General features: G+C 62.1%; 17 protein-coding genes. 11 read left to right on the forward strand and 6 right to left on the reverse strand.

Features of this window, described 5'->3' with window-relative positions; genetic code table 11:
- Positions 1–75: 75 nt before the first annotated feature.
- The 8 genes from P3T16_RS08565 (at position 76) to P3T16_RS08600 (ending at position 7,851) form a co-directional block, all read left to right on the forward strand.
- Positions 76–951 (forward strand): enoyl-CoA hydratase/isomerase family protein, encoded by an 876-nt coding sequence (locus tag P3T16_RS08565; protein WP_429341903.1) that lies wholly within the window; start codon positions 76–78, stop codon positions 949–951.
- A gap of 84 nt (positions 952–1,035) precedes the next feature.
- Positions 1,036–1,830, forward strand: coding sequence for an SDR family NAD(P)-dependent oxidoreductase (locus P3T16_RS08570; protein ID WP_429341904.1), 795 nt, complete (start codon positions 1,036–1,038; stop codon positions 1,828–1,830).
- A 36-nt stretch (positions 1,831–1,866) separates the two neighbouring features.
- Entirely contained in the window at positions 1,867–3,009 is a 1,143-nt protein-coding gene (locus P3T16_RS08575; RefSeq protein WP_429341905.1) for an acyl-CoA dehydrogenase family protein, read from the forward strand.
- An 82-nt stretch (positions 3,010–3,091) separates the two neighbouring features.
- On the forward strand, positions 3,092–3,841 hold the full coding sequence (locus P3T16_RS08580; protein ID WP_429342055.1) for an electron transfer flavoprotein subunit beta/FixA family protein: 750 nt from the start codon (positions 3,092–3,094) through the stop codon (positions 3,839–3,841).
- Between the two features lie 14 nt (positions 3,842–3,855).
- Positions 3,856–4,803, forward strand: coding sequence for an electron transfer flavoprotein subunit alpha/FixB family protein (locus P3T16_RS08585; protein WP_429341906.1), 948 nt, complete (start codon positions 3,856–3,858; stop codon positions 4,801–4,803).
- Positions 4,804–4,855: 52 nt separating this feature from the next.
- Positions 4,856–5,917 carry a cupin domain-containing protein gene (locus P3T16_RS08590; protein WP_429341907.1) on the forward strand — a complete coding sequence of 354 codons (1,062 nt, stop codon included), beginning with the start codon at positions 4,856–4,858 and terminating at the stop codon, positions 5,915–5,917.
- 38 nt (positions 5,918–5,955) lie between these two features.
- Positions 5,956–7,614: an FAD-dependent oxidoreductase gene (locus tag P3T16_RS08595; RefSeq protein WP_429341908.1), complete on the forward strand. Its 1,659-nt coding sequence runs from the start codon at positions 5,956–5,958 to the stop codon at positions 7,612–7,614.
- A gap of 108 nt (positions 7,615–7,722) precedes the next feature.
- Positions 7,723–7,851, forward strand: coding sequence for a hypothetical protein (locus tag P3T16_RS08600; RefSeq protein ID WP_429341909.1), 129 nt, complete (start codon positions 7,723–7,725; stop codon positions 7,849–7,851).
- Positions 7,852–7,925: 74 nt separating this feature from the next.
- On the opposite strand, the gene P3T16_RS08605 is transcribed toward P3T16_RS08600, so the two are convergent.
- The 5 genes from P3T16_RS08605 to P3T16_RS08625 form a co-directional block, all read right to left on the reverse strand.
- Positions 7,926–8,831 carry an alpha/beta fold hydrolase gene (locus tag P3T16_RS08605; RefSeq protein WP_429341910.1) on the reverse strand — a complete coding sequence of 302 codons (906 nt, stop codon included), beginning with the start codon at positions 8,829–8,831 and terminating at the stop codon, positions 7,926–7,928.
- An 18-nt stretch (positions 8,832–8,849) separates the two neighbouring features.
- Positions 8,850–9,737: a fumarylacetoacetate hydrolase family protein gene (locus P3T16_RS08610; RefSeq protein ID WP_429341911.1), complete on the reverse strand. Its 888-nt coding sequence runs from the start codon at positions 9,735–9,737 to the stop codon at positions 8,850–8,852.
- A 92-nt stretch (positions 9,738–9,829) separates the two neighbouring features.
- Positions 9,830–10,987: a CaiB/BaiF CoA transferase family protein gene (locus tag P3T16_RS08615; protein ID WP_429341912.1), complete on the reverse strand. Its 1,158-nt coding sequence runs from the start codon at positions 10,985–10,987 to the stop codon at positions 9,830–9,832.
- Positions 10,988–11,330: 343 nt separating this feature from the next.
- Positions 11,331–12,560 carry a porin gene (locus P3T16_RS08620; RefSeq protein ID WP_429341913.1) on the reverse strand — a complete coding sequence of 410 codons (1,230 nt, stop codon included), beginning with the start codon at positions 12,558–12,560 and terminating at the stop codon, positions 11,331–11,333.
- A 218-nt stretch (positions 12,561–12,778) separates the two neighbouring features.
- Positions 12,779–14,011 carry a multidrug effflux MFS transporter gene (locus P3T16_RS08625; RefSeq protein WP_429341914.1) on the reverse strand — a complete coding sequence of 411 codons (1,233 nt, stop codon included), beginning with the start codon at positions 14,009–14,011 and terminating at the stop codon, positions 12,779–12,781.
- A 246-nt stretch (positions 14,012–14,257) separates the two neighbouring features.
- On the opposite strand from P3T16_RS08625, the gene P3T16_RS08630 reads away from it, so the two are divergent.
- Positions 14,258–15,496, forward strand: coding sequence for an MFS transporter (locus P3T16_RS08630; RefSeq protein ID WP_429341915.1), 1,239 nt, complete (start codon positions 14,258–14,260; stop codon positions 15,494–15,496).
- Positions 15,497–15,613: 117 nt separating this feature from the next.
- A complete protein-coding gene (locus P3T16_RS08635; RefSeq protein WP_429341916.1) occupies positions 15,614–16,861 on the forward strand; it encodes an ABC transporter substrate-binding protein in 1,248 nt (415 codons plus the stop codon).
- Positions 16,862–16,891: 30 nt separating this feature from the next.
- Here the strand turns inward: P3T16_RS08635 and P3T16_RS08640 are convergent, their stop codons facing one another.
- Complete coding sequence (locus tag P3T16_RS08640) at positions 16,892–17,806, reverse strand: FadR/GntR family transcriptional regulator (protein ID WP_429341917.1); 915 nt, start codon at positions 17,804–17,806, stop codon at positions 16,892–16,894.
- Between the two features lie 130 nt (positions 17,807–17,936).
- Between P3T16_RS08640 and P3T16_RS08645 the strand changes: the two genes are divergently transcribed.
- Positions 17,937–19,439, forward strand: a complete 1,503-nt coding sequence (locus P3T16_RS08645) for an aldehyde dehydrogenase family protein (RefSeq protein WP_429341918.1) — start codon at positions 17,937–17,939, stop codon at positions 19,437–19,439.
- The last annotated feature ends 9 nt before the right edge of the window (positions 19,440–19,448 follow it).

Here is a 19,448-nt window from a genome sequence, read left to right on the forward strand (position 1 = left end):
GCGATGGAACGACGGCCGCCGGGCCTGCCCGGCATTCGCGAGATGGACGAGACAACTTGAGAACAGGAACGAGCGATGAGTGAAGATCTGAGGGATGCAGTCAGGTACGAGGCGAAGGACGGCCGCGCGTACATCACCTTCTGCCGCGATGAAAAGCGCAATGCGCTGACGTACGAAATGTTCGACCGTCTTATGGAGCATATGGAGCGCGCCGAACGCGACGACGACGTACGCGTGATCATCTTCCGTGGTGAGGGTCGCGACTTCTCGACGGGCCACGATCTCGGCCAGGTGGGTGGCGCGGAATACGGTTTTTCCAAAGAACCCGGCGCGCGGCGGCCCAGCCAGCGTGCGCGGCTGCATTTCGATAAGCGTCACGTCGAGCAATTCCGCCAGATTCTCTACTGCGTGAAGCCGACCTTGTCGCTCGTGCAGGGCTATTGCGTCGGGGCGGGGCTTTACGTCGTCGAAGCCAGCGATCTGGCCATAGCCGCTGAAGACGCGAAGATCGGACACCCGGAACAGAAGATGGGCCTCGCGGGCGCGGCCTATTTGACCAGCTGGAACATCCTCGCAATGGGACCGAAGAAGGCGCGCGAACTGCTGCTGCTCGGCGAAGTTGTGAACGGTATCGAAGCGGAACGCATGGGGCTCGTGAACAAGGCGGTGCCCGCGGATCAACTGGCCGAGGCGGGCGAGGAATGGGCGGAGCGCATCGTACGTTTGCCGCGCGACGCGATCGCGATCGGCAAGGCGGCTAATCATCTCGCGCTGGACTCGCTTGGCATGACTTCGCAGTTCGTGCACGGCTATGTGATGCACGCTCTCGGCACCAACATCCGCTACGAAAGCGACGAACACAACTTCATGAAGGAGCGCCGCAACAAGGGCGTGACGAGCGCCGCGCATGGGCGCGAAACGCGCTACGGCGAAGAAGAATCCAGCAAGTGACAACGGCTGAACCGTTCATGCGCCAGCTCGGCAGCGTTCGTACTGGTCGTGTCTGAAACGAATTGTTGGGAGACGGGTAACACCATGCTTACGGATCTGAAGGGGGCGTCCGCCGTCGTACTGGGCGGAACGAAAGGAATCGGGCGCGCCAGCGTCCTGAAACTCGCGCAATGCGGCGCGAACGTCGTGATTCAAGGCCGCGACGAAGCAGCGGCGGCGTCGTTGATCGACGAATGTCGCGCGTTCGAAGGCGAGCGGCTGTTCGTCAATAGCAACCTGCTGACTTACGACGGTATCGAGCAGGCGGTCGCCACTGCGGCGAAGCGCTTCGGCAAGGTCGATATCGTGGTGGCGAGCGGCGGTCCGCGCGAGCCCAAGCCGAAGTTGTTCGTCGACATGGCGCCGGATGAAGGGATTGCCTGCCTGACGAGCCGCCTGATGCCGCGTTTGAACGCGGTGCATGCAGCGACCAGATTCATGCGTGATCAGCAATACGGAAAGATCGTCCTGATCACCACGGATGCCGCGCGCATTCCGACGCCGAGTGAATCGATGATCGGCGCAGCCGGCGCGTCGATCATGTTTCTGACCCGTGCGCTTGGCGCGGAACTCGCTCATCTGGGCATCCGTATCAATTCGGTGGCGACCACGCTCACCACCGGTACGCCGGCGCACGACCGCTTTCTTGCGGCGAAAGAGGCGGGCTCGCAAGAAGTGATCGTCAAGGCCTTCACCAAAGCCGAACAACGCGTGAAGTTCAAGCTGAATTCGGCAGAGGATCTCGCGGAATACGTCCTCTACCTGTCGAGCAAGGAGTCGGATCAGGTGTCGGGCTCCACCCTGAGCATCAACGGCGGCCTGTCGTTCCCGAGCTATTGAGAGCGCGACCCAACGGCATCGAACGAGGGAGTGATTATGCGGCTAAGTGAAGAGCTGGTTTCGATTCAGGATTCGGTCCGCCGGATGGTTCAGAAGCATATCGTGCCGTTGGTGGCGGGGATGGAGGCAGAGGACCGCTTTCCGTCCGAGCTGGTGCCGGTGATGGGCGATATGGGTCTGCTGCAGTTGTGGCTGCCGGAGCAATACGGTGGGCCGGGTGGCAATCTGAAGATGGTGTGCATCGTCAAGGAAGAGATCGCCAAGGTCTCGCTCGCGGCGGCCACGCTGTGCGGCAACAACTCGATTTCGTTCGTGCTGCCGTTGCTGCACTTCGGCACCGAAGAACAGAAAAAGCGCTGGTTGCCGCTCGCAGCGGAAGGGCGGCTTGTTTCCGCGATTGCGGTTACCGAGCCGCAGGCCGGCTCCGATGTGTCGTCGATCCGTACGCGAGCGAGGAAAGACGGCGACTCCTATGTGATCAACGGGCAGAAGAACTGGATCACGTGGGGCGGCCATGCACATTACGTGCTGCTGTTTGCGCGTACCTCGGACGCGAGCGGCTCGGACGGCATCAGCGCATTTCTGGTCGACACGAAGACGCCGGGTTTTCGCCTGGGCCGCAAGGAACACAAGATGGGGCGGCATGGTGCGCCTAATCACGAACTCTTCTTCGACGATATGCGCGTCGACGCCGACTGCATGATCGGTGCCGAAGGCGAAGGGTTCAAGGCCTGCATGAAGGTACTCGACCTGAACCGGCCGACGATTGCGGCGACTTCGCTTGGGCTTGCGCAAGGCGCGCTGGATGTGTCGGTGGCTTATGCGAAGGAGCGCAAGCAGTTCGGCCGCGCGATCGCCGAGTTTCAGGGCATGCAGTTCAAGCTCGCCGACATGGCGATCAAGGTTGAGGCCGCCCGTAATCTGCTCTACAACTGCTGCGACGAAATCGACTCAGGCGACCACTCGCGGCTGAACATGCTGGCGTCGATGACCAAGTGCTTCGTGACCGACATCGCGATGGAAGTGACCACCGAAGCGGTGCAGGTGCTCGGCAGTTACGGCTATTCAAAAGAGTTTCCAGTCGAGCGGATGATGCGCGACGCGAAGCTGAATCAGATCATCGAAGGCACGAATGAGATTCACCGGCTGATCGTCGCGCGCCGGTTGCTCAGTGCGTGAAGTGACGTGGAGGGCCGCGTGAGCGCGGCGCGCGACGCGTGGGAAGCAGAATGAAACCGGAATCACGATGGAGAAGGAACACATGAAGGTGATGGTCGCCGTAAAGCGGGTGCTCGACTACAACATCAAACCGCGCGTGAAGCGCGATGGCAGCGGGTTCGATCTGTCCAACGTGAAGATGTCGATGAACCCGTTCGACGAGATCGCGGTGGAAGAAGCGGTGCGTCTGAAGGAAGCGGGCGTGGCGACCGAAGTGATCGCAGTTTCCTGTGGCGTCGCGTTGGCCCAGGAAACGCTGCGCACCGCGCTGGCGATCGGCGCGGATCGAGCGGTTCTGATCGAGTCTGATGTGGAGTTGCAGCCGCTGGCAGTCGCCAAGCTGCTGAAGGCGCTGGTCGACAAGGAGCAGCCTTCGCTGGTCATCCTCGGCAAACAGGCGATCGACGACGACTCGAACCAGACCGGCCAGATGCTGGCTGCGCTGGCTGGGTTGCCGCAGGCCACGTTCGCCTCGAAGGTGGTCGTGGCAGACGGCAAGGCGACGGTGTCGCGCGAAGTGGATGGCGGGGCGGAAACGCTGTCGCTCACACTGCCCGCTGTTGTGACCACCGATCTGCGCCTGAACGAGCCGCGCTACGTGACGCTGCCCAACATCATGAAGGCGAAGAAGAAGCCGCTTGAAGTCACCAATCCCGAAGACCTCGGCGTCGATGTCACACCGCGCCTGAAGACGCTGAAGGTGGTCGAACCGCCGAAGCGCAGCGCCGGCGTGAAGGTGCCGGATGTGAAGACGCTGGTCGAGAAGCTGAAGACCGAAGCCAAGGTGCTGTGAGAGGAGCGGAACAAATGACGATTCTGGTAATTGCCGAACACGACAATGTGTCGGTCAAGGCAGCGACGCTGAACACAGTCGCGGCCGCCGCGTTGATCGCGATGTTCACGAACCATCACGTCCACGTGCTGGTGGCGGGCCACAACGCGCAGGGCGCAGCCGAAGCCGCAGCGAAGATCGCGGGTGTCTCGAAGGTGCTGCTGGCCGACGCGCCGCAGCTCGAAGCGGGTCTCGCAGAAAACGTCGAAGCGACGGTGCTGAACATCGCGAAGCACTATTCGCACATCCTTGCGCCGGCTACCGCCTACGGCAAGAACATCACGCCGCGCATTGCGGCGAAGCTCGACGTCGCGCAGATCAGCGACATCACCGCAGTGGACAGCCCCGATACGTTCGAGCGCCCGATCTACGCGGGCAACGCCATCGCCACCGTGCAATCGGGCGATCCGATCAAGGTGATCACGGTGCGCACGACCGGCTTCGACCCGGTGGCGTCAGAAGGCGGCAGCGCAGCAGTGGAAAAGATCGAAGCGGCGGCAGACAGCGGCCTGTCGCAGTTCGTGAGCCGCGAAGTGACGAAGCTGGACCGTCCGGAACTGACGTCGGCGAAGATCATCGTCTCGGGTGGTCGCGGTCTGGGTAACGGCGAAAACTACACGAAGGTGCTGGAGCCGCTCGCGGACAAGCTGAACGCCGCACTGGGCGCCTCGCGCGCGGCGGTCGACGCGGGCTATGTGCCGAACGACTACCAGGTCGGCCAGACCGGCAAGATCGTCGCGCCGCAACTGTACGTCGCGGTGGGTATCTCGGGTGCGATCCAGCATCTGGCCGGGATGAAGGACTCGAAGGTGATCGTGGCGATCAACAAGGATCCGGAAGCGCCGATCTTCAGCGTCGCCGATTACGGTCTGGTGGGCGATCTGTTTACCGCCGTACCTGAGCTGGTCGAAACCCTTCAGTAACGACAGACAAACAACCGCCGCATCCCAACGGATAAAACCAACCGGAGTTGTCATGAGCGAAACAGTCATGTCGGACACCGCGCAACGCCAGGCACTGGCCGACGAGCTGGACAGCTATAACTGCCGTATCGCCCAGCCCACCGATGGGCCGCTTTTCACGCGCGAGCCGCAATCGACGATGCAGGCGGCGCACTGGAAAGCCGCCGAACTCGCGCGCCTGCTCGAGAAAATCGGCGCGAATATCAAACTCGAAGCCGGCGGTCAACGCAGAACCTTGCGTCTCGCTAACCGCGGCTTGCCGTTCGGCACGACGCCGACGATCTGGGCCTCGATCCAGTACATCCTGCCCGGAGAGATCGCCACGGCCCATCGCCATACGGCAAGTGCGCTGCGTTTCATCATGCAGGGTCGTGGCGCTGACACGATCGTCGACGGCGAGCGCTATGAGATGAATGAGGGCGACCTCGTACTCACGCCGGCCTGGGCCTGGCACGATCACGAACACAAAGGCGACGAGCCGATGATCTGGCTCGATGTGCTCGACATTTCGCTGGTGCGCTCAATGCACGCGACCTTCTTCGAGGGCTCCGCTGTGCCGCGCCAGCCGGTGCAGGCGATTCCGGACCATTCGTATCGCCGCTACGGAAGTGGCCTCATGCGTCCGCTCAACGACACGGCTGTACCCGAACTCAATCCGCTGCTGGTCTACCCGGCCGAACGCGCGCAGGAAGCGTTGCGTCTTGCCGCCGGGTTGCCGCCCGATCCATTCGACGATACCGCGCTCGAGTACGTCAATCCGATCACGGGTGGCCCGGCGTTGCCGACCATCGGCACGGTGCTGCAATCGTTGCGGCCGGGCATGCATACGAAAGCGCATCGCCACACCGGCAGCGTCGTCTACTACGTGATGGGCGGCAAGGGCGCGACGATCGTCAACGGCACGACGTTCGAATGGGGTGCGGGCGACTTCATGGCGATTCCGCCGTGGGCCGTGCATGAGCATATCAATCGCTCTCCCGAGACGCCCGCCATGCTGTTTCAGGTCAACGACATTCCGGCACTGCGCAAGCTCGGGCTATATCGCGAAGAAGCCGTCGACGTCGCACCGGTATGACGGAACTGGGAAAGTCGATAAACACTGGGAGACTGTAGATGCAAATACCTGTATTGATTGTGGGCGCTGGCCCGATCGGACTGGCGCTCGCCGGCGACCTCGGTTTTCGCGGCGTGCCGTGCACGCTGATCGAACGAAGCGATGGTCAGGTGATTCAGCCGAAGATGGACATGGTCGGCGTACGCACCATGGAATATTGCCGCCGTTGGGGCATCGTGCCGTGGGTGCACGATGCCGGTTATAACCGCGCGTATCCGCAAGACTGTGCCTGGGTGACTGGACTCAACGGCTACGAATTCGGCCGGGAAGTGTTCCCCAGCCCCCAGGACGAAAAATGCCCGCCGCAGAGTCCGCAAAAGCGCGAACGCTGCCCGCAGAATTTCTTCGATCCGGTGCTGCGTCGTTTTGCGCAACAGCAGAAAGGCGTCGAGATTCGATACGACACGGAGCTGGTCGAATTCAGCGAAACCGCGGACGGTGTCGTCGCGAAGGTGCGCAACGTGAACACCGGTGAAGAGTCGCTGATCGAAGCGAGTTATCTGGTCGGTTCGGACGGCGGCGCCAGCGTCGTGCGTCAGGCGCTTGGCATAGGCATGACCGGCGAGCTGACGCTGACGTACACCACCAATGTGGTGTTCCGTAGCGACCATCTCGAAGCGCTGCACGACAAGAAGCCCGCGTACCGCTATATCTTCATCGGCCCCGAAGGAACGTGGGCCACGCTTGTTGCGATCAATGGACGGGATCAATGGCGCTTCTCGCTGGTCGGTGACGAAACGCGGCTCACGCTCACCGAAGAGCAGATGCGCGCTGCGATCATTCGCGCGGTGGGCCGCGAGTTCGACTTCGAGATTCTGTCGATGCTGCCATGGGTACGCCGCCAACTGGTGGCGGACAGTTATGGTACGAAGCGCGTGTTCATCGCCGGCGATGCCGCGCATCTGACGTCGCCCACCGGTGGTTTCGGCATGAATACCGGGATTCAGGACGCGGTCAATCTGTCGTGGAAACTTGCCGCCACGTTGCAGGGTTGGGGCGGCGAGCATCTGCTTAAGACGTATGAGACGGAACAGCGCCCGGTGGCGATCCGCAATGTCGCGGAGGCGACCGGCAACCTCAAACGGATGCTGTCGCCGCGTGTGCTGTCGCCGTCGAAGGAAATCTTCGAGGACGGTCCAGGCTCCGAAGCGGCGCGGATCGAATTCGGCAATCAATATACGGCGCTGATGAAGCGCGAGTGGTTCTCGATCGGCATTCATCTCGGGTATATGTACGAAGGCTCGCCCATCATCGTTCCCGACGGCACGCCGCAACCGCCCGATGAAGTGTCGTCTTATGTGCAGACCGCGCGTCCAGGTTCGCGTGCGCCGCACGTATGGCTCGCGAAAGGCGAGTCGACGCTTGACCTGTTCGGCAAGGAGTTCGTGCTGATGTGTTTCTCGCCAGCGGTCGCGGAGAGCGGGGCATTGCGCGACGCTGCGGCCCAGCGTCGTGTGCCGTTCAAGTCGGCCGATATCGATAACGAAGAAGCGCGTCGCCTGTACGAACGGCGCCTCGTGCTGGTGCGTCCGGACGGACAGGTGGCGTGGCGCGGCGACGAACTGCCGGACGATCCGCTTGCGCTGATCGATGCGGTGCGCGGTTCAGCTAGTACGAAGATGGATACGACGCCGTTGGCGCAGCAGAGCGCGGTTTAAGGGGAGGGCGCGCGCGGCTGAAAAGTCCGTGCACGCCTGCCGCTTGTCGCTTACGCATCCCGGCCGGGCAGCAACGCATGCGGCACTGACGCAACAGAGGAGCAGATCATGAAAACGTACAGCAAAGCGTGGTGGCTCGATCTGCAAAGCCGTGCGGCCACGACGAGAGGTCAACTGATGTGCGCGATGATGCTGTGCGCACTGGCTTATATGGGCAGCGTGCCGGCTGTGGAATAAAAGAATCGTTCTTCCCTTACGGCGGAAGAACGATGTCTAATTCCTGGAGAGGGCAAGCTGTTTTTGTGCGCTGTTCAGTCGTGTGGGTTGCCTGGGCCCGCCGGCGCGAGGCGTTCGAGAAACACCATGATGGCCGAGTTGAACGCGTCGTTGCGGTCGCCCGCGATCATATGTCCAGCGCCCGGCATCAACGCCGTTTCCAGCTGCGGCAAGCGTGCGCGTAACTCATCGATCCCGTTGCTCGAGACAACATCGCTTTCCGCGCCATGCACGAGCAGAGTCGGAATCTTGATGTTGGGGCACATGTCGAGCAGGCGGTTCGTGCTTTTCTCGCGCTGCTCGTCGTTGCGGCTGGAAAAAAAACGCGGATCCCAATGCCAATAGAGGCGTCCGTCCTCGCGCAAACGGAGGTTCTTCATCAAGCCGCGCGGGTCGCGTGGGCGCGGACGATGTGGATTGTAGGCAGCGACCGCGTCGGACGCCTCCTCGATATTGGCGAAACCGTCCGGATAACCGTTCAGGAAGTCGTGAACACGGCGTAGGCCTGTTGGATTGACACGCGGCGCGATGTCCACTAGCACGAGCGCACGAGCGAGGGTGCCGTTGCTGCGGCCGATGGCGTGCATCGCGGTCATTCCGCCCATCGACGCGCCGACGACAACCGGTTCGGCGGCGACAGTGCCGATCACGGCCTCGAGATCGTCTGCGAGCCGGTTGGACGAGTAGTTCAATTCCGCCGACCAGTCGCTTTCGCCGTGACCGCGTGCGTCGAATGCGAGCGCATGGTAGCCGAGCTCCCCCAACGTTTTGACCGTGCCGCACCAGGAGTGACGCGTCTGACCGCCGCCGTGCAGCAGAATCACGGCGGGCCGGCCAGGTTCGCCGCTTTCCGTCGCGGTCAAGGTAACGCCGTCTTCCATCTTCATACGGCGCGTATGCAGACCGTGGCGCACGGACGTTTTCGTTTGAGCGGTATCCATGCGTTCGTTCGCTTCCGTTCAGTTGACCGGTTTATCCCACACCGGGTGGTTGCCGCCCTCGCTCTGCACGACGTCGAGCGTCATCGAGCCGACCCTGGCGATTTCTATCGTGACCTTGTCGCCGCCCTGAAGCGGACCGACGCCGGCAGGCGTACCAGTGGCGATGATGTCGCCGGGGTACAGCGTCATGACCGCGGAGGCCATGCGGATCATCTCCGGAATATCGACGATCAGATCCCGCGTGCTGGCTTTCTGCCTGATGTCGTCGTTCACCGAGAGTTGCAGATCGATCGCGTCATAGTCAGGCACTTCGTCGGCTGTGACGAGATAGGGGCCAACCGGGCAGAACGTGTCATAGGATTTGCGCATCACGCGCTCTTCCTTGCCACGCACCACCACGTCGATCAGGCATGCGTAACCGAACACGTGATCGAGCGCATCGGCGCGGCTGATTTCACGGCCGCCTTTACCCAGAATGATCGCGAGCTCGCATTCGTGATGGATCTGACGATTCGCAATCGCGGGCAGCACGATCGGCTCGGACGGCCCGCTCAAGCTCGAGTTCGCCTTCAGGAAAAAGCCCTGGCCGTCTGCCTTGAACGGCGAAATGAGCCCGGTGCCGCGCTTCATCTCTTCCACGTGCGCGTGGTAGTTCGCCGGAAACGCGATCACCTTGTTCGGCCACGCGACCGGCGTTTCCAGCTTCACGGTCGAGAGCGGCACACGTTTGCCGCCTTGCGCACGGTCTTCGAGTTTGCCGCGCAACGCGGCAAAGCGGTCGATCACGTGCAGCATGCCGACCGGCGGCCATGCATGCGGTGTAGCGTTCACGAGATCGGATACGTCGACGATATCGTGACCGATCACGACGCCGATACGTCCTCCATCGAAACTTGCAAGCTTCATGTCAATTTCCTGGTTGAGTTGTTCTGGACGCCCGGCGACGTCTGGTCAGCGCGGGATGTCGGCAGACCAGACCGGGCCTTGCATGCACCGGCTCAGTGTCCGCCGATCGCCTCATCGTGTTCGCCGATAGCGGGCGGGCCCGAACGGGCGGTCAGCTTGCGGTCGTCGAAACTGGCCGGATAACGCGCCGCGCGGATCGGGCCGACCGGTGAATCCACGAAGCTGTACACCTGGTTGTTTTTCACCTGCGGGTCGTGCAGAAACTCGTCGAGCGAGAACACCGGCGCGGCGGGCACGTCCATCTCGCTGAAGCGCTGCAGCCAGAACGCCGTCTTGCCCTCCTTGACGACCGCGCCGACGCGGCGGAAAAACGCTTCGGCCATTGCGACCGGGTCGCGCATCTGCTTGAACTCGTCTTTCCATTCCGGGCGGTCAATCGCGTTGAGCGTCTTCGACATCTGTGCGCCGTTGGCCGGCGAAATCACGACGAAGCCATCCGCTGTCTCCAGCACTTGCGACGCGGGCGGTTTCCACGCTGACGTGTCGCCCTCGAAAGTGCGATGCTGGAACATATCCGGGAAGTTGAAGTAGCCCATCACGTCGAGCATCGGCAACTGGACGTAGCCGCCTTTGCCGGTCTTTTCGCGCTCATACAGCGCAGCCAGCACCGCCTGCGCGCCGAACGCTCCGGTGACCTTGTCGACCATGTTGAATGGCGTCACCGCTGGTTTGCCGTTGCGGCCCTCCGACGCGACGATGCCGGTACGCCCCTGAATCAGCGAGTCGAAAGCCGGCGCATTGGCGAGCGCGCCGGTGTCGCCGAAGCCGTTGATCGACAGCCGGATCAGACGCGGATAGCGCGTCTCCAGCACATCGCGGCCAAGACCGAGCGAACCAGCCACGCGGGGCCGCCAGTTCTCGATCAGAACGTCCGCGCGTTCAAGCAGGTTATGCAGGCGGCGAGTGCCCTCCGCCGTTTTCAGATCGATCACGACACTGCGTTTGCCGCGATTCGCATTGGTCCACGAGGCGCCATAGCCCTCGCGGTTATGGCCGAACTTGCGGAATCCGTCGCCACCAGGCGGCTCCACCTTGATGACGTCGGCGCCGAGATCGGCGAGCATCATCGAGGCGAACGGTCCCGTGAGAAAACTCGAGGTTTCCACGACGATGACACCGTCGAGTGGCCGCTTCGGCGCTGCACCCTGGGCGGAGGAGGCGACGTGGTCGGGGGTGTTTGGATCTGACATCTGGCGTCTCTCTGGCTGGTTTGCTTCTGCGTGAAATATCCGCGCGCGTCCGCAATGGCGCTATAAATCATTGGATCAACCTTTGAAATTATAATGATCGAACGCTGGAGTGATGTCAAGCGATAGTGATGCCGGGGCACGCGGGCGCGCGGTGCTGCGCCATGGGCTGCGTAGCAGGAGAAGACCCGCAAGAGCAGGGACGGGCGAACGAAGCAGTGTGCGCGCGAAACGAAGCGGCCACGTATAGCCCGGTATGCGGGGCAATGCGTGGCCGATGAATGCCGCGGGTTTCGCGATGGTGAGCAACGGCGCCGGCGATCGAGCCGCCGTACGCAACTCCACCTTAGAACTTGTGCCGGATACCGAGTCGCACCACCACCTGGCTCGAGGTATTGCTCGGCGTGAGCGTGACCAGATAGGGCACGGCCGCCTGATTGGTCGAGTCAACGCCTGAGGCCTTCATGTAAGCACCAGTCAGGTACACGTCAGTTCGTTTCGACAGGAAGTAATCGGCGATCGCGTTGACAGTCTGGTATTTGGCGGGCTTTTTGCCGTCGATGGCGCCACCGGTGAGATAGTTGTACGCGGCGCCGATTTCGAATGCCGGCGTCACGTAATAGCCTGTGAAGATTGAGTAGTTGTTGAACGCCGCGTTGCCGGTATAACCGAACGGATTGGTGAGGCTCAGCGTGCCCGAGTTCGGACTGTTCAGATTCTGGAAGCGGATATTTGAATAGCCGCCACCAATCGTCAAGCCGCCGGCCGTGTACTGAAGCGCCGACGCGAAGATTTGCAGCTTGCCCGCCGAGGCGAAGCCGCCGTAGATCGGGTTGACCTGAACGCCGGTGACGGAACCGAGATTGTTGGCCGTGGTTGAACCCGTCGAACCGTTGCCATAGAACGACTGGTTCGGATTGTCGATATGCATGTAGCCCGCGGCGGCGATGACCGGACCGATCGCGTAACGCGCACCGACCGACCAGATACTGTTCTTGCCGAACTGTCCCGCTGCGCCCCCGAAGCTATACAGCCCGGTCACGAGCAAACCGTGATAGGCCGGACTCGTGTATTTGATCGAGTTGTTGATACGCTGCGAATCCGCCACGTTGTCGATATCACCCGGGTGATCGGCGAACGCGCCACCGGCATACGTGCCCGCCTGCATCACGTTGATCACGTCGACGATCGAGTCGTATTGCCGGCCGACGGTCAGTGCGCCCCACGGCGCCGTAATCCCGACGAACGCCTGGCGGCCGAAGAACGTGCCGCCCTGCTGGAATCTGCCGGTGCCGACGTCGAAGCCGTCTTCGAGTGTGAAGACCGTCTTGTAGCCGCCGCCCAGGTCTTCAGCGCCCTTGAGGCCCCAGCGCGAGGCCTGCACCAGGCCCGTTGTCATGGAGAAGACGCTGCCGCCAGTTCTACCGTGCGGTGCGCCAGCCTGTGCGGTCTGTACGTTGTTGACGTAGTTGATACCTTCGTCCAGCAGGCCGTATAGCGTGACGGTGCTCTGTGCGAAAACGGGCGCCCATGCTGCGAGCGTCAGCGCGCCTACCAAGGTTTTTGCAAGCTTCAACGTTGTCTCCTAGATCTCGTGCCGCGACGCATGAGGACGTGGCATACCGGGTTTTTGTATGAGTTTTCTGGTCTTCTGTTATTGGATGAACCATTGAATTGAAATATAAGGGATCCAATTTTGCTGTCAAACAGAGCAAACCCTAATGGGGACAAGCAGGCAATATCAGGAGGTCGAAGATACGGCCGCGAATCGTGCGCGAACCTTGGGAAAACCACCTAGGCCATCGAGCTTTGGTCGTTCGCATCCGGCACGATGGGCGGACGGGGCGCGGCCCTGAATGCAAGCCACGCGATGGCGCTGGAGAGCAGTAGCGCAGCGATCATGGTGATGGTCGGATCGTTGGGTGCAAGCCCGATGAACGCCGTACACAGCGATCCGTAGGCCATCTGCATACAGCCGTATAGCCCGGCAGCGGCGCCGACCACGGAGGCATCGACATCGAGCGCGCTACTGATCGCATACGGACTCGACAGTCCGGTGGCGAAGAACATCACGATCATCGGTCCCATGACGGAAACGAGCGTGATCGAATGCGATACGTATGAAACGACCAGACTCAGCGAAGCGGCGCCCATGATCGCACTGGCGATGAGCAGCGCGGCGCGTGCAGGTAGTGTGGCGGCAAGCCGCCTCGCCGCGCTTTGACCGCTCGCCAGTCCGACCACTAGCGAAAAATAGGCGAAGCCGAAGGCTTGCGGCGATAGACCGAGGTGGGATTCCAGAATGAATGGCGACGCGGAGAGAAACGCGTAGATGCCGGTGGTCGCGCTTGCCCCGCCGATGCTATAGGCGAGGAACGACGGCGTTCTCAACAGGTGGGCGTAGCTGCGCAGATAGCGGCGAATCCGGAATTCGCCCGATGGAACATGCGTTTCAGGCACGACCCGCCATACCGACAGCAGCACCAGCGCGTTCGCCGCGCTCATCGTGATGAAGATCCAGCGCCAGCCGAGATGAGCGACGAACTGCGCGCCGATGACCGGGGCGACGGCCGTGGCGATGGCCATCGCAATGCTGAGCGTGGCGAGGCGCCGTATCAGCGTGGTCGAACCGGAACTGTCGCGCGCGATTGCCCGGCCGAGCACGAGGCCGGAGCAACCGCCCAATGCCTGCGTGACGCGCGCCAGCTCGAGCCATGCCAGCGAAGGTGCGCACGCGGCCGCCACGCTGGCGATCGCGAACAGCGTCAGCCCCGCAAGAAGCACGGGACGGCGCCCATATCGATCGGAAAGGGGACCATAGACAAGCTGACCGGCCGACAGCCCGATGATGTAGAGCGTGATTGTCAGGCCGATTCCCGCAGCGGACGCGTGCAGGTCGCGCGCGGCGGAAGGCAGCGCGGGGACGAACACGTGCAGCGGGAAGGTACCGGACAACGTGATGCAGACAAGAATGAACAATGACGGCGCACGCGAGACGGCTTGCTCTGAATCGAGGGGGTTAGTCATGAATGTGCGTATCATTGGATGAACCATTAATGTATTGTCGTGATGCGGCACCTGTCAATTGCGATGGCGGGCGATTGGTCCGCAAAATCACGGCAATGTTGTCGTCCAGGGTTTACAGCAATCGATTCTTTAAACCAATGGATGAACCATTATGGTCTGAGCGTCCGCGCAAATCCTCGCGCTGCGCTACCGTGCGTCGAGGCAGCAGAGAACCGAACCAGGAGAAGGGAGCCAGGAGAACGAACGATGAAATCCCGTGCACAACTTGCAGTGGGCGATGTATCGGCAGCAGCGATGCCGGACGCAACGAGCGGCGGATTCCGGTGGGTGATTCTGCTGGTGATCTGGGCCGCCTTCATGGTGAGTTGCGTCGATCGTTTTGCATGGGCGAGCATCGCGGCGCCGGTAGGGCGCGCGCTCGGTTTCAGGCTCGCATTGCTCGGCTCGCTGACAACGGCCTTCTACGTGGGCTACACCGTTTCGTGTCCGGTCGGGGGAATCCTCGCGGATAAATTCGGCAGCCGGGCAACGCTGGCCATTTCGATGTTCCCGCTGGGTGTGTTGACGTTCTGCTTCGGCTTCGTGCAGACATTCTGGATGGCGATTGCATTGCACCTGTTAATGGGGTTTGCCGCAGGTGCGGAATATGGCGCGACGATCAAGATTCTGACAGTGTGGTTCGGCAAGGATAAAGGGCGCGCCTTTGGCATCTGGGCGACCGGCACATCGGTATCGGTTGTCGTGGCGAACGCGACAGTGCCGCGCATCACGGAGACTTACGGCTGGCAGGCGGCGTATCAGATTCTCGGGATTGCAACGGTGGCTTTCTCGTTGATCTGCTTTTTTGTCGTGAAGAATACGCCGGATGGGAAGTCGGTGCCGCGCATCACCTCGAGCCAGATCGCCGCGTTGCTCAAGAACCGCAATCTGCTGCTGCTCGCACTGGGCGGTGCCGGTGCGTTGTATGGCACGCTTGGCTTTGTGGCGTGGGCCAATGCCTTGATGACGGTTGCGCATGGCGTGTCGCCCGTGATCGCCGGTTCGGTTCTGGTGTGGTTCGGAATCGGCGCATTCGTGTCGAAGCCGTTGTTCGGCTGGCTGTACGACAAACTGATTCACTACGCAAAACTTGTGGCGATAGTCGATCTCCTGCTGTTTATCGTGCTGCTAATCACCTTTGGCAATTGCCGCTCGATTGCCGCCTACTACATGCTCGCGCCGTTTCTCGGCGCCGCCGCCTACGGCTACACGCCGTTGCTCATCGGCCTCTATACGCGAGCGTCGGGACCACAGCTGGCGGGGGCCGCCGCGGGCTTCGTCAACACCGTCTGGTCGGTGGGCAGTTTTATCTCGCCGATCGTCGCGGGTTATGTGTTCCAGCACGGCCGCTCGCTGAACATCACGCTAGGCGTGATTGCGGTCGGCCCGCTGCTGGGCGCCATTCTGCTGTGCTTCGTGCGCAAGCGTGCGGCTGCGGCGTCCTGAACGCTACGTCGTTTCCCCTGGTATCGGTTTCCTTGACACCATGAGCTCCAATGGCATATTTTCAAATGGTTGGGCCAATCAATGGTTTGAAAACAAATTCATCGATCAGGAGACATCATGCGGCGACCTTCCGGCTGGATCCCCGGTTTGCTCAACGCTGTGCGGCGAGGACGTCGACCACTTCAGGTCATGACGCTCGTGTTATTGGCGAGCGCGTGGACGACTACCGCGGCAGCTGCGACGCCTGTGCTGAAAATCTGTCATATCGACGATCGCAGCGGCGCAGCCGCGGATACGGGCACGCAGGGCTACCAGGCGGTTCGTCTTGCTGTCGATCAGATCAACGCTGCCGGCGGCGTGGCGGGCCATCAGGTGGAGTTGATCGGCTATGACGGCAAGACGGATCCGCAGCTATCGGCTTCGTTTGCCGCGCGCTGCGCCGAGGATGATCACGCGCTGCTGATCATCGGGGCGAATCCGGCGGCGGTGGCGACCGGCATTGCCGCTGCGGCCAACGAGGACAAGATTCCGTTCTTCGTGATGGGCGCCACCGTCGACAAACTCACCGACCCGCCCGCGCCCTATCTATTCCGCTTCGGCCCGGCGAACCGGCAAGACGCCGGCGCCGTGGCCGACCTGCTCGCGAAGCAGGGCTTCCGGCGCATAGCGATCATCAACTGCTCGGCGCCGTTCGGCATTGACGGCCAGCGTGCGATGGTCGCTGCGCTGACGGCTCGCCACATTCCGGTGGTCGTGCAGCAAACCTACGACACCGGCGCGGCTGACCTGACGCCGCAACTGTTGAGCGTGCGCGATGCGAAGCCCGACGCGATGGTGATCTTCCCGTATCCAGCAGATGGTGCGCGCGTCCTGAGAACGGCGCAGCAATTGAATCTGAAGCTGCCCACGATCGTGGTGCGCAGCGCCTTGCAGCAGGCCTTGCTGAAGCTGGCAGGTTCGAGTGCCGATGGGGTGCTGGTGCCGAACACGGTCGACCCGAATCGCGCCGACGTGAAGACGTTCTTCGCCGCGTTTAATACGCGTTTCGGTCCGCATTTGCCGAACCTTTACCCGGCAGTGGCCTACGACGCGGCCCAGGCGGCGTTCCGGGCGCTAGCTCAACCTGAAGTCCTCAAGGCGGTCGACAGCGGCAACGTGGAACAGGCCAGGGTGGCGTTGCGCGACGCGGTGGAAAAGATCGGTTCGTTCGACGGTATCGAGGGAGCGGCGGGCACGCACTACCAGTTCAGCGCGACACAGCACCAGGGGCCGCCTGACGAGCACTGGTTCACCTTCATCGAGGTGGCGGGGAACGGTACCCGCTTTGTCTCCGCCAATCTCGACACTTTCCGGCCCAAACCCTGAGAGCGCAATAGCGTAGCGGCGCGCCATGCGTCATGTCTGCCGCTTGATCTTCTGCCACGTCCCAGATTTTGGCGTACTAGCCGCCGCATCCCGACGCTGCGGCAGGTAGTGACGTTCGAGGGCTTTAAGGTGCACTTCCATTTCCCCTGCCGCGCGGTCGGCGTCTCTGGCGACCAGGTGCTTTAACAGCCGCCGGCGTGATGCCATCACTGTGCTGCTTGGTGCAGGCGTGAGCACCTCGAGCAACGAGACCTGGATTTCGACCAGTGCGTCGGTGAGGATGATCAGCAGCGGGTTGCGCGACGCATTCGCAAGGATACGAATGAACTCGAGATTGATCGATACGCGTTCACTGATATTGCCGGCCTTCACCGCTGTTTCGGCGGCGCGCACGTTGTTGACCAGCGCATCCAGATCCGCTTCGGACCCTCGTTCGCAGGTGGCGCGGGTCGTTGCCAGCGCAACCACCATGCGCGCTTCGGTCAGATGTTCGTGGCCGAGCGTGCCGAGACGATACAGGTCGGCGATACCCGTCACCACACCGTCGCCCTGGCCTTCGCGCACGAACGCGCCGCCGGTGGACCCTTTGCGGAATTCGAGGACGCCCGAGATCTCCAGTGTTCTCAACGCTTCGCGCACGGTGTTGCGGCTCAGGCCAAATTGCTCGGCGAGATCGCGCTCCGCGGGAAGCCGATCGCCCGGACGCAACTCGCCGCTACAAAGTTGCGAGCGAATCTGCAACGCCACTTCCTCGAATGCGCGGCGCGCCTGAACGGGTGTGTGCGGGGGGGATGAGGTCTGCCCATCCGGGGTGTCTTGCGGGGCCGTTGCCCGGGGGTGTTTCGGTCGCTGTGGAGTGTCCATGGGTCGAGCCTGGGTTCGCTTTAGAGCCGATGGTACTCCGCGGATTGCGCTTCTGTGTTCGCGGGCGGGTGGCTTTTTCATTAGTGATGCGTTAGTGCACTTCATCACGCGAAGCGGTTTACTTTAAAGGTTCAACCATTTAATCAATAAAACATTGACACCTGACGGTTGCCGATTCTTCGCGCGGCGGCCACCCATCTGGAGACGATCGATGCAACGTGGATTAGACCATCCGTCACTCACTCACGCCGTCCGCCAGTTCGTCCAGCGACAGCACATGCTGCTGATCGATGGCAAGTGGAGCGAGGCTCTGTCCGGCAAGACACTCGACGTCGAAGATCCCGGCACGGGCGAACTGCTGACGCGCGTCGCCGCCGGTGAAGCGGCCGACGTGGACCGCGCTGTGTGTGCCGCCCGCGAGGCGTTCGACACCGGCTCATGGCGCCGCGTCACGCCCGCGGCGCGCAGCAAGCTGCTATGGAAGCTCGCCGATCTGATGAACGATCACGCTGACGAACTGGCCCAGCTCGAATCGCTCGACAATGGCAAGCCGGTGGTGTTCGCGCGGGCGGTCGACGTCCTAAGCTCCATCGAGATGGTTCGCTACTACGCCGGCTGGACGACGAAGTTCGGAGGGGAAACGATCAACGTCTCCGTGCCCGGCGAGTGGCATGCCTATTCGACACGCGACCCGATCGGCGTGGTGGGACAGATCGTGCCGTGGAACTACCCGCTCGGCATGGCGATATGGAAAATCGCGCCGGCGCTCGCGGCGGGTTGCACAATCGTTCTCAAGCCGGCGGAGCAAACGCCGTTGACTGCGCTGCGTCTCGGCGAGCTGATTCTCGAAGCCGGCTTCCCGCCAGGCGTCGTGAATGTCGTCACGGGCTACGGCGAAACCGCCGGCACCGCGCTGGCGGCGCATCCGCAGGTGGACAAGATCGCCTTCACCGGGTCGACGGAAGTCGGCAAGCTCGTCGTCAAGGCGGCGCTTGGCAACATGAAGCGCGTGTCGCTCGAACTGGGCGGCAAATCACCCGTCATCGTCTTTCCCGATGCCGATATCCAGAAAGCAGCGCCGGCGCTGGCGCGCGCGGCCTTCTTCAATACCGGCCAGGTGTGCTCCGCGGGGACGCGGCTCTATGTGCACGAGCACATTTACGACGAGCTGGTCGACCAGGTGTACGCCGAAGTGTCGGGGTGGCAAATCGGTTATGGGCTCGACGCGGACACGAAGATGGGGCCGCTGATTTCAGCCGGGCAGCACGCCCGCGTCACCGGCTATCTCGAGGCCGCGCGCAATGACGGAGCGACGGTTCTTGGCGGCGCACCCAGCAAGCTAAAGCAAGGTTATTTCGTTACTCCGGCCGTCCTCAAGAATACCCAGCCGACGATGTCAGTGGTGCGTGAGGAAATCTTCGGTCCTGTGCTGTGCGCGATGAGTTTTCGCGACAGCGAAATCGGGCAGCTCGCAGCCGTCGCGAACGATACGAGCTATGGGCTCGCAGCCAGCATCTGGACCCGCGACCTCAGCGTCGCGCACAAACTTGCGCGGCGTATCAAAGCCGGCTCCGTCGGCGTGAACGTGCATTCCGTACCCGATCCGTCGCTGCCGTTCGGCGGCTACAAGCAATCGGGCTGGGGCCGCGAACGCGGTCGCGAGGCGCTCGATCTTTACACGGACGTGAAAAGCGTCGCCATCAATCTGGATTGACCCACCGGC

Source organism: Paraburkholderia sp. GAS42 (assembly GCF_050436565.1).
Lineage (GTDB): Bacteria > Pseudomonadota > Gammaproteobacteria > Burkholderiales > Burkholderiaceae > Paraburkholderia.

What these genes read in the sequence shown, in the direction of transcription:
- P3T16_RS08565 (WP_429341903.1), top strand. Translation starts at nt 76, where the DNA reads ATGAGTGAAGATCTGAGGGATGCAGTCAGGTACGAGGCGAAGGACGGC.
- P3T16_RS08570 (WP_429341904.1), top strand. Translation starts at nt 1,036, where the DNA reads ATGCTTACGGATCTGAAGGGGGCGTCCGCCGTCGTACTGGGCGGAACG.
- P3T16_RS08575 (WP_429341905.1), top strand. Translation starts at nt 1,867, where the DNA reads ATGCGGCTAAGTGAAGAGCTGGTTTCGATTCAGGATTCGGTCCGCCGG.
- P3T16_RS08580 (WP_429342055.1), top strand. Translation starts at nt 3,092, where the DNA reads ATGAAGGTGATGGTCGCCGTAAAGCGGGTGCTCGACTACAACATCAAA.
- P3T16_RS08585 (WP_429341906.1), top strand. Translation starts at nt 3,856, where the DNA reads ATGACGATTCTGGTAATTGCCGAACACGACAATGTGTCGGTCAAGGCA.
- P3T16_RS08590 (WP_429341907.1), top strand. Translation starts at nt 4,856, where the DNA reads ATGAGCGAAACAGTCATGTCGGACACCGCGCAACGCCAGGCACTGGCC.
- P3T16_RS08595 (WP_429341908.1), top strand. Translation starts at nt 5,956, where the DNA reads ATGCAAATACCTGTATTGATTGTGGGCGCTGGCCCGATCGGACTGGCG.
- P3T16_RS08600 (WP_429341909.1), top strand. Translation starts at nt 7,723, where the DNA reads ATGAAAACGTACAGCAAAGCGTGGTGGCTCGATCTGCAAAGCCGTGCG.
- P3T16_RS08605 (WP_429341910.1), bottom strand. Translation starts at nt 8,831, where the DNA reads ATGGATACCGCTCAAACGAAAACGTCCGTGCGCCACGGTCTGCATACG.
- P3T16_RS08610 (WP_429341911.1), bottom strand. Translation starts at nt 9,737, where the DNA reads ATGAAGCTTGCAAGTTTCGATGGAGGACGTATCGGCGTCGTGATCGGT.
- P3T16_RS08615 (WP_429341912.1), bottom strand. Translation starts at nt 10,987, where the DNA reads ATGTCAGATCCAAACACCCCCGACCACGTCGCCTCCTCCGCCCAGGGT.
- P3T16_RS08625 (WP_429341914.1), bottom strand. Translation starts at nt 14,011, where the DNA reads ATGACTAACCCCCTCGATTCAGAGCAAGCCGTCTCGCGTGCGCCGTCA.
- P3T16_RS08630 (WP_429341915.1), top strand. Translation starts at nt 14,258, where the DNA reads ATGAAATCCCGTGCACAACTTGCAGTGGGCGATGTATCGGCAGCAGCG.
- P3T16_RS08635 (WP_429341916.1), top strand. Translation starts at nt 15,614, where the DNA reads ATGCGGCGACCTTCCGGCTGGATCCCCGGTTTGCTCAACGCTGTGCGG.
- P3T16_RS08640 (WP_429341917.1), bottom strand. Translation starts at nt 17,806, where the DNA reads ATGAAAAAGCCACCCGCCCGCGAACACAGAAGCGCAATCCGCGGAGTA.
- P3T16_RS08645 (WP_429341918.1), top strand. Translation starts at nt 17,937, where the DNA reads ATGCAACGTGGATTAGACCATCCGTCACTCACTCACGCCGTCCGCCAG.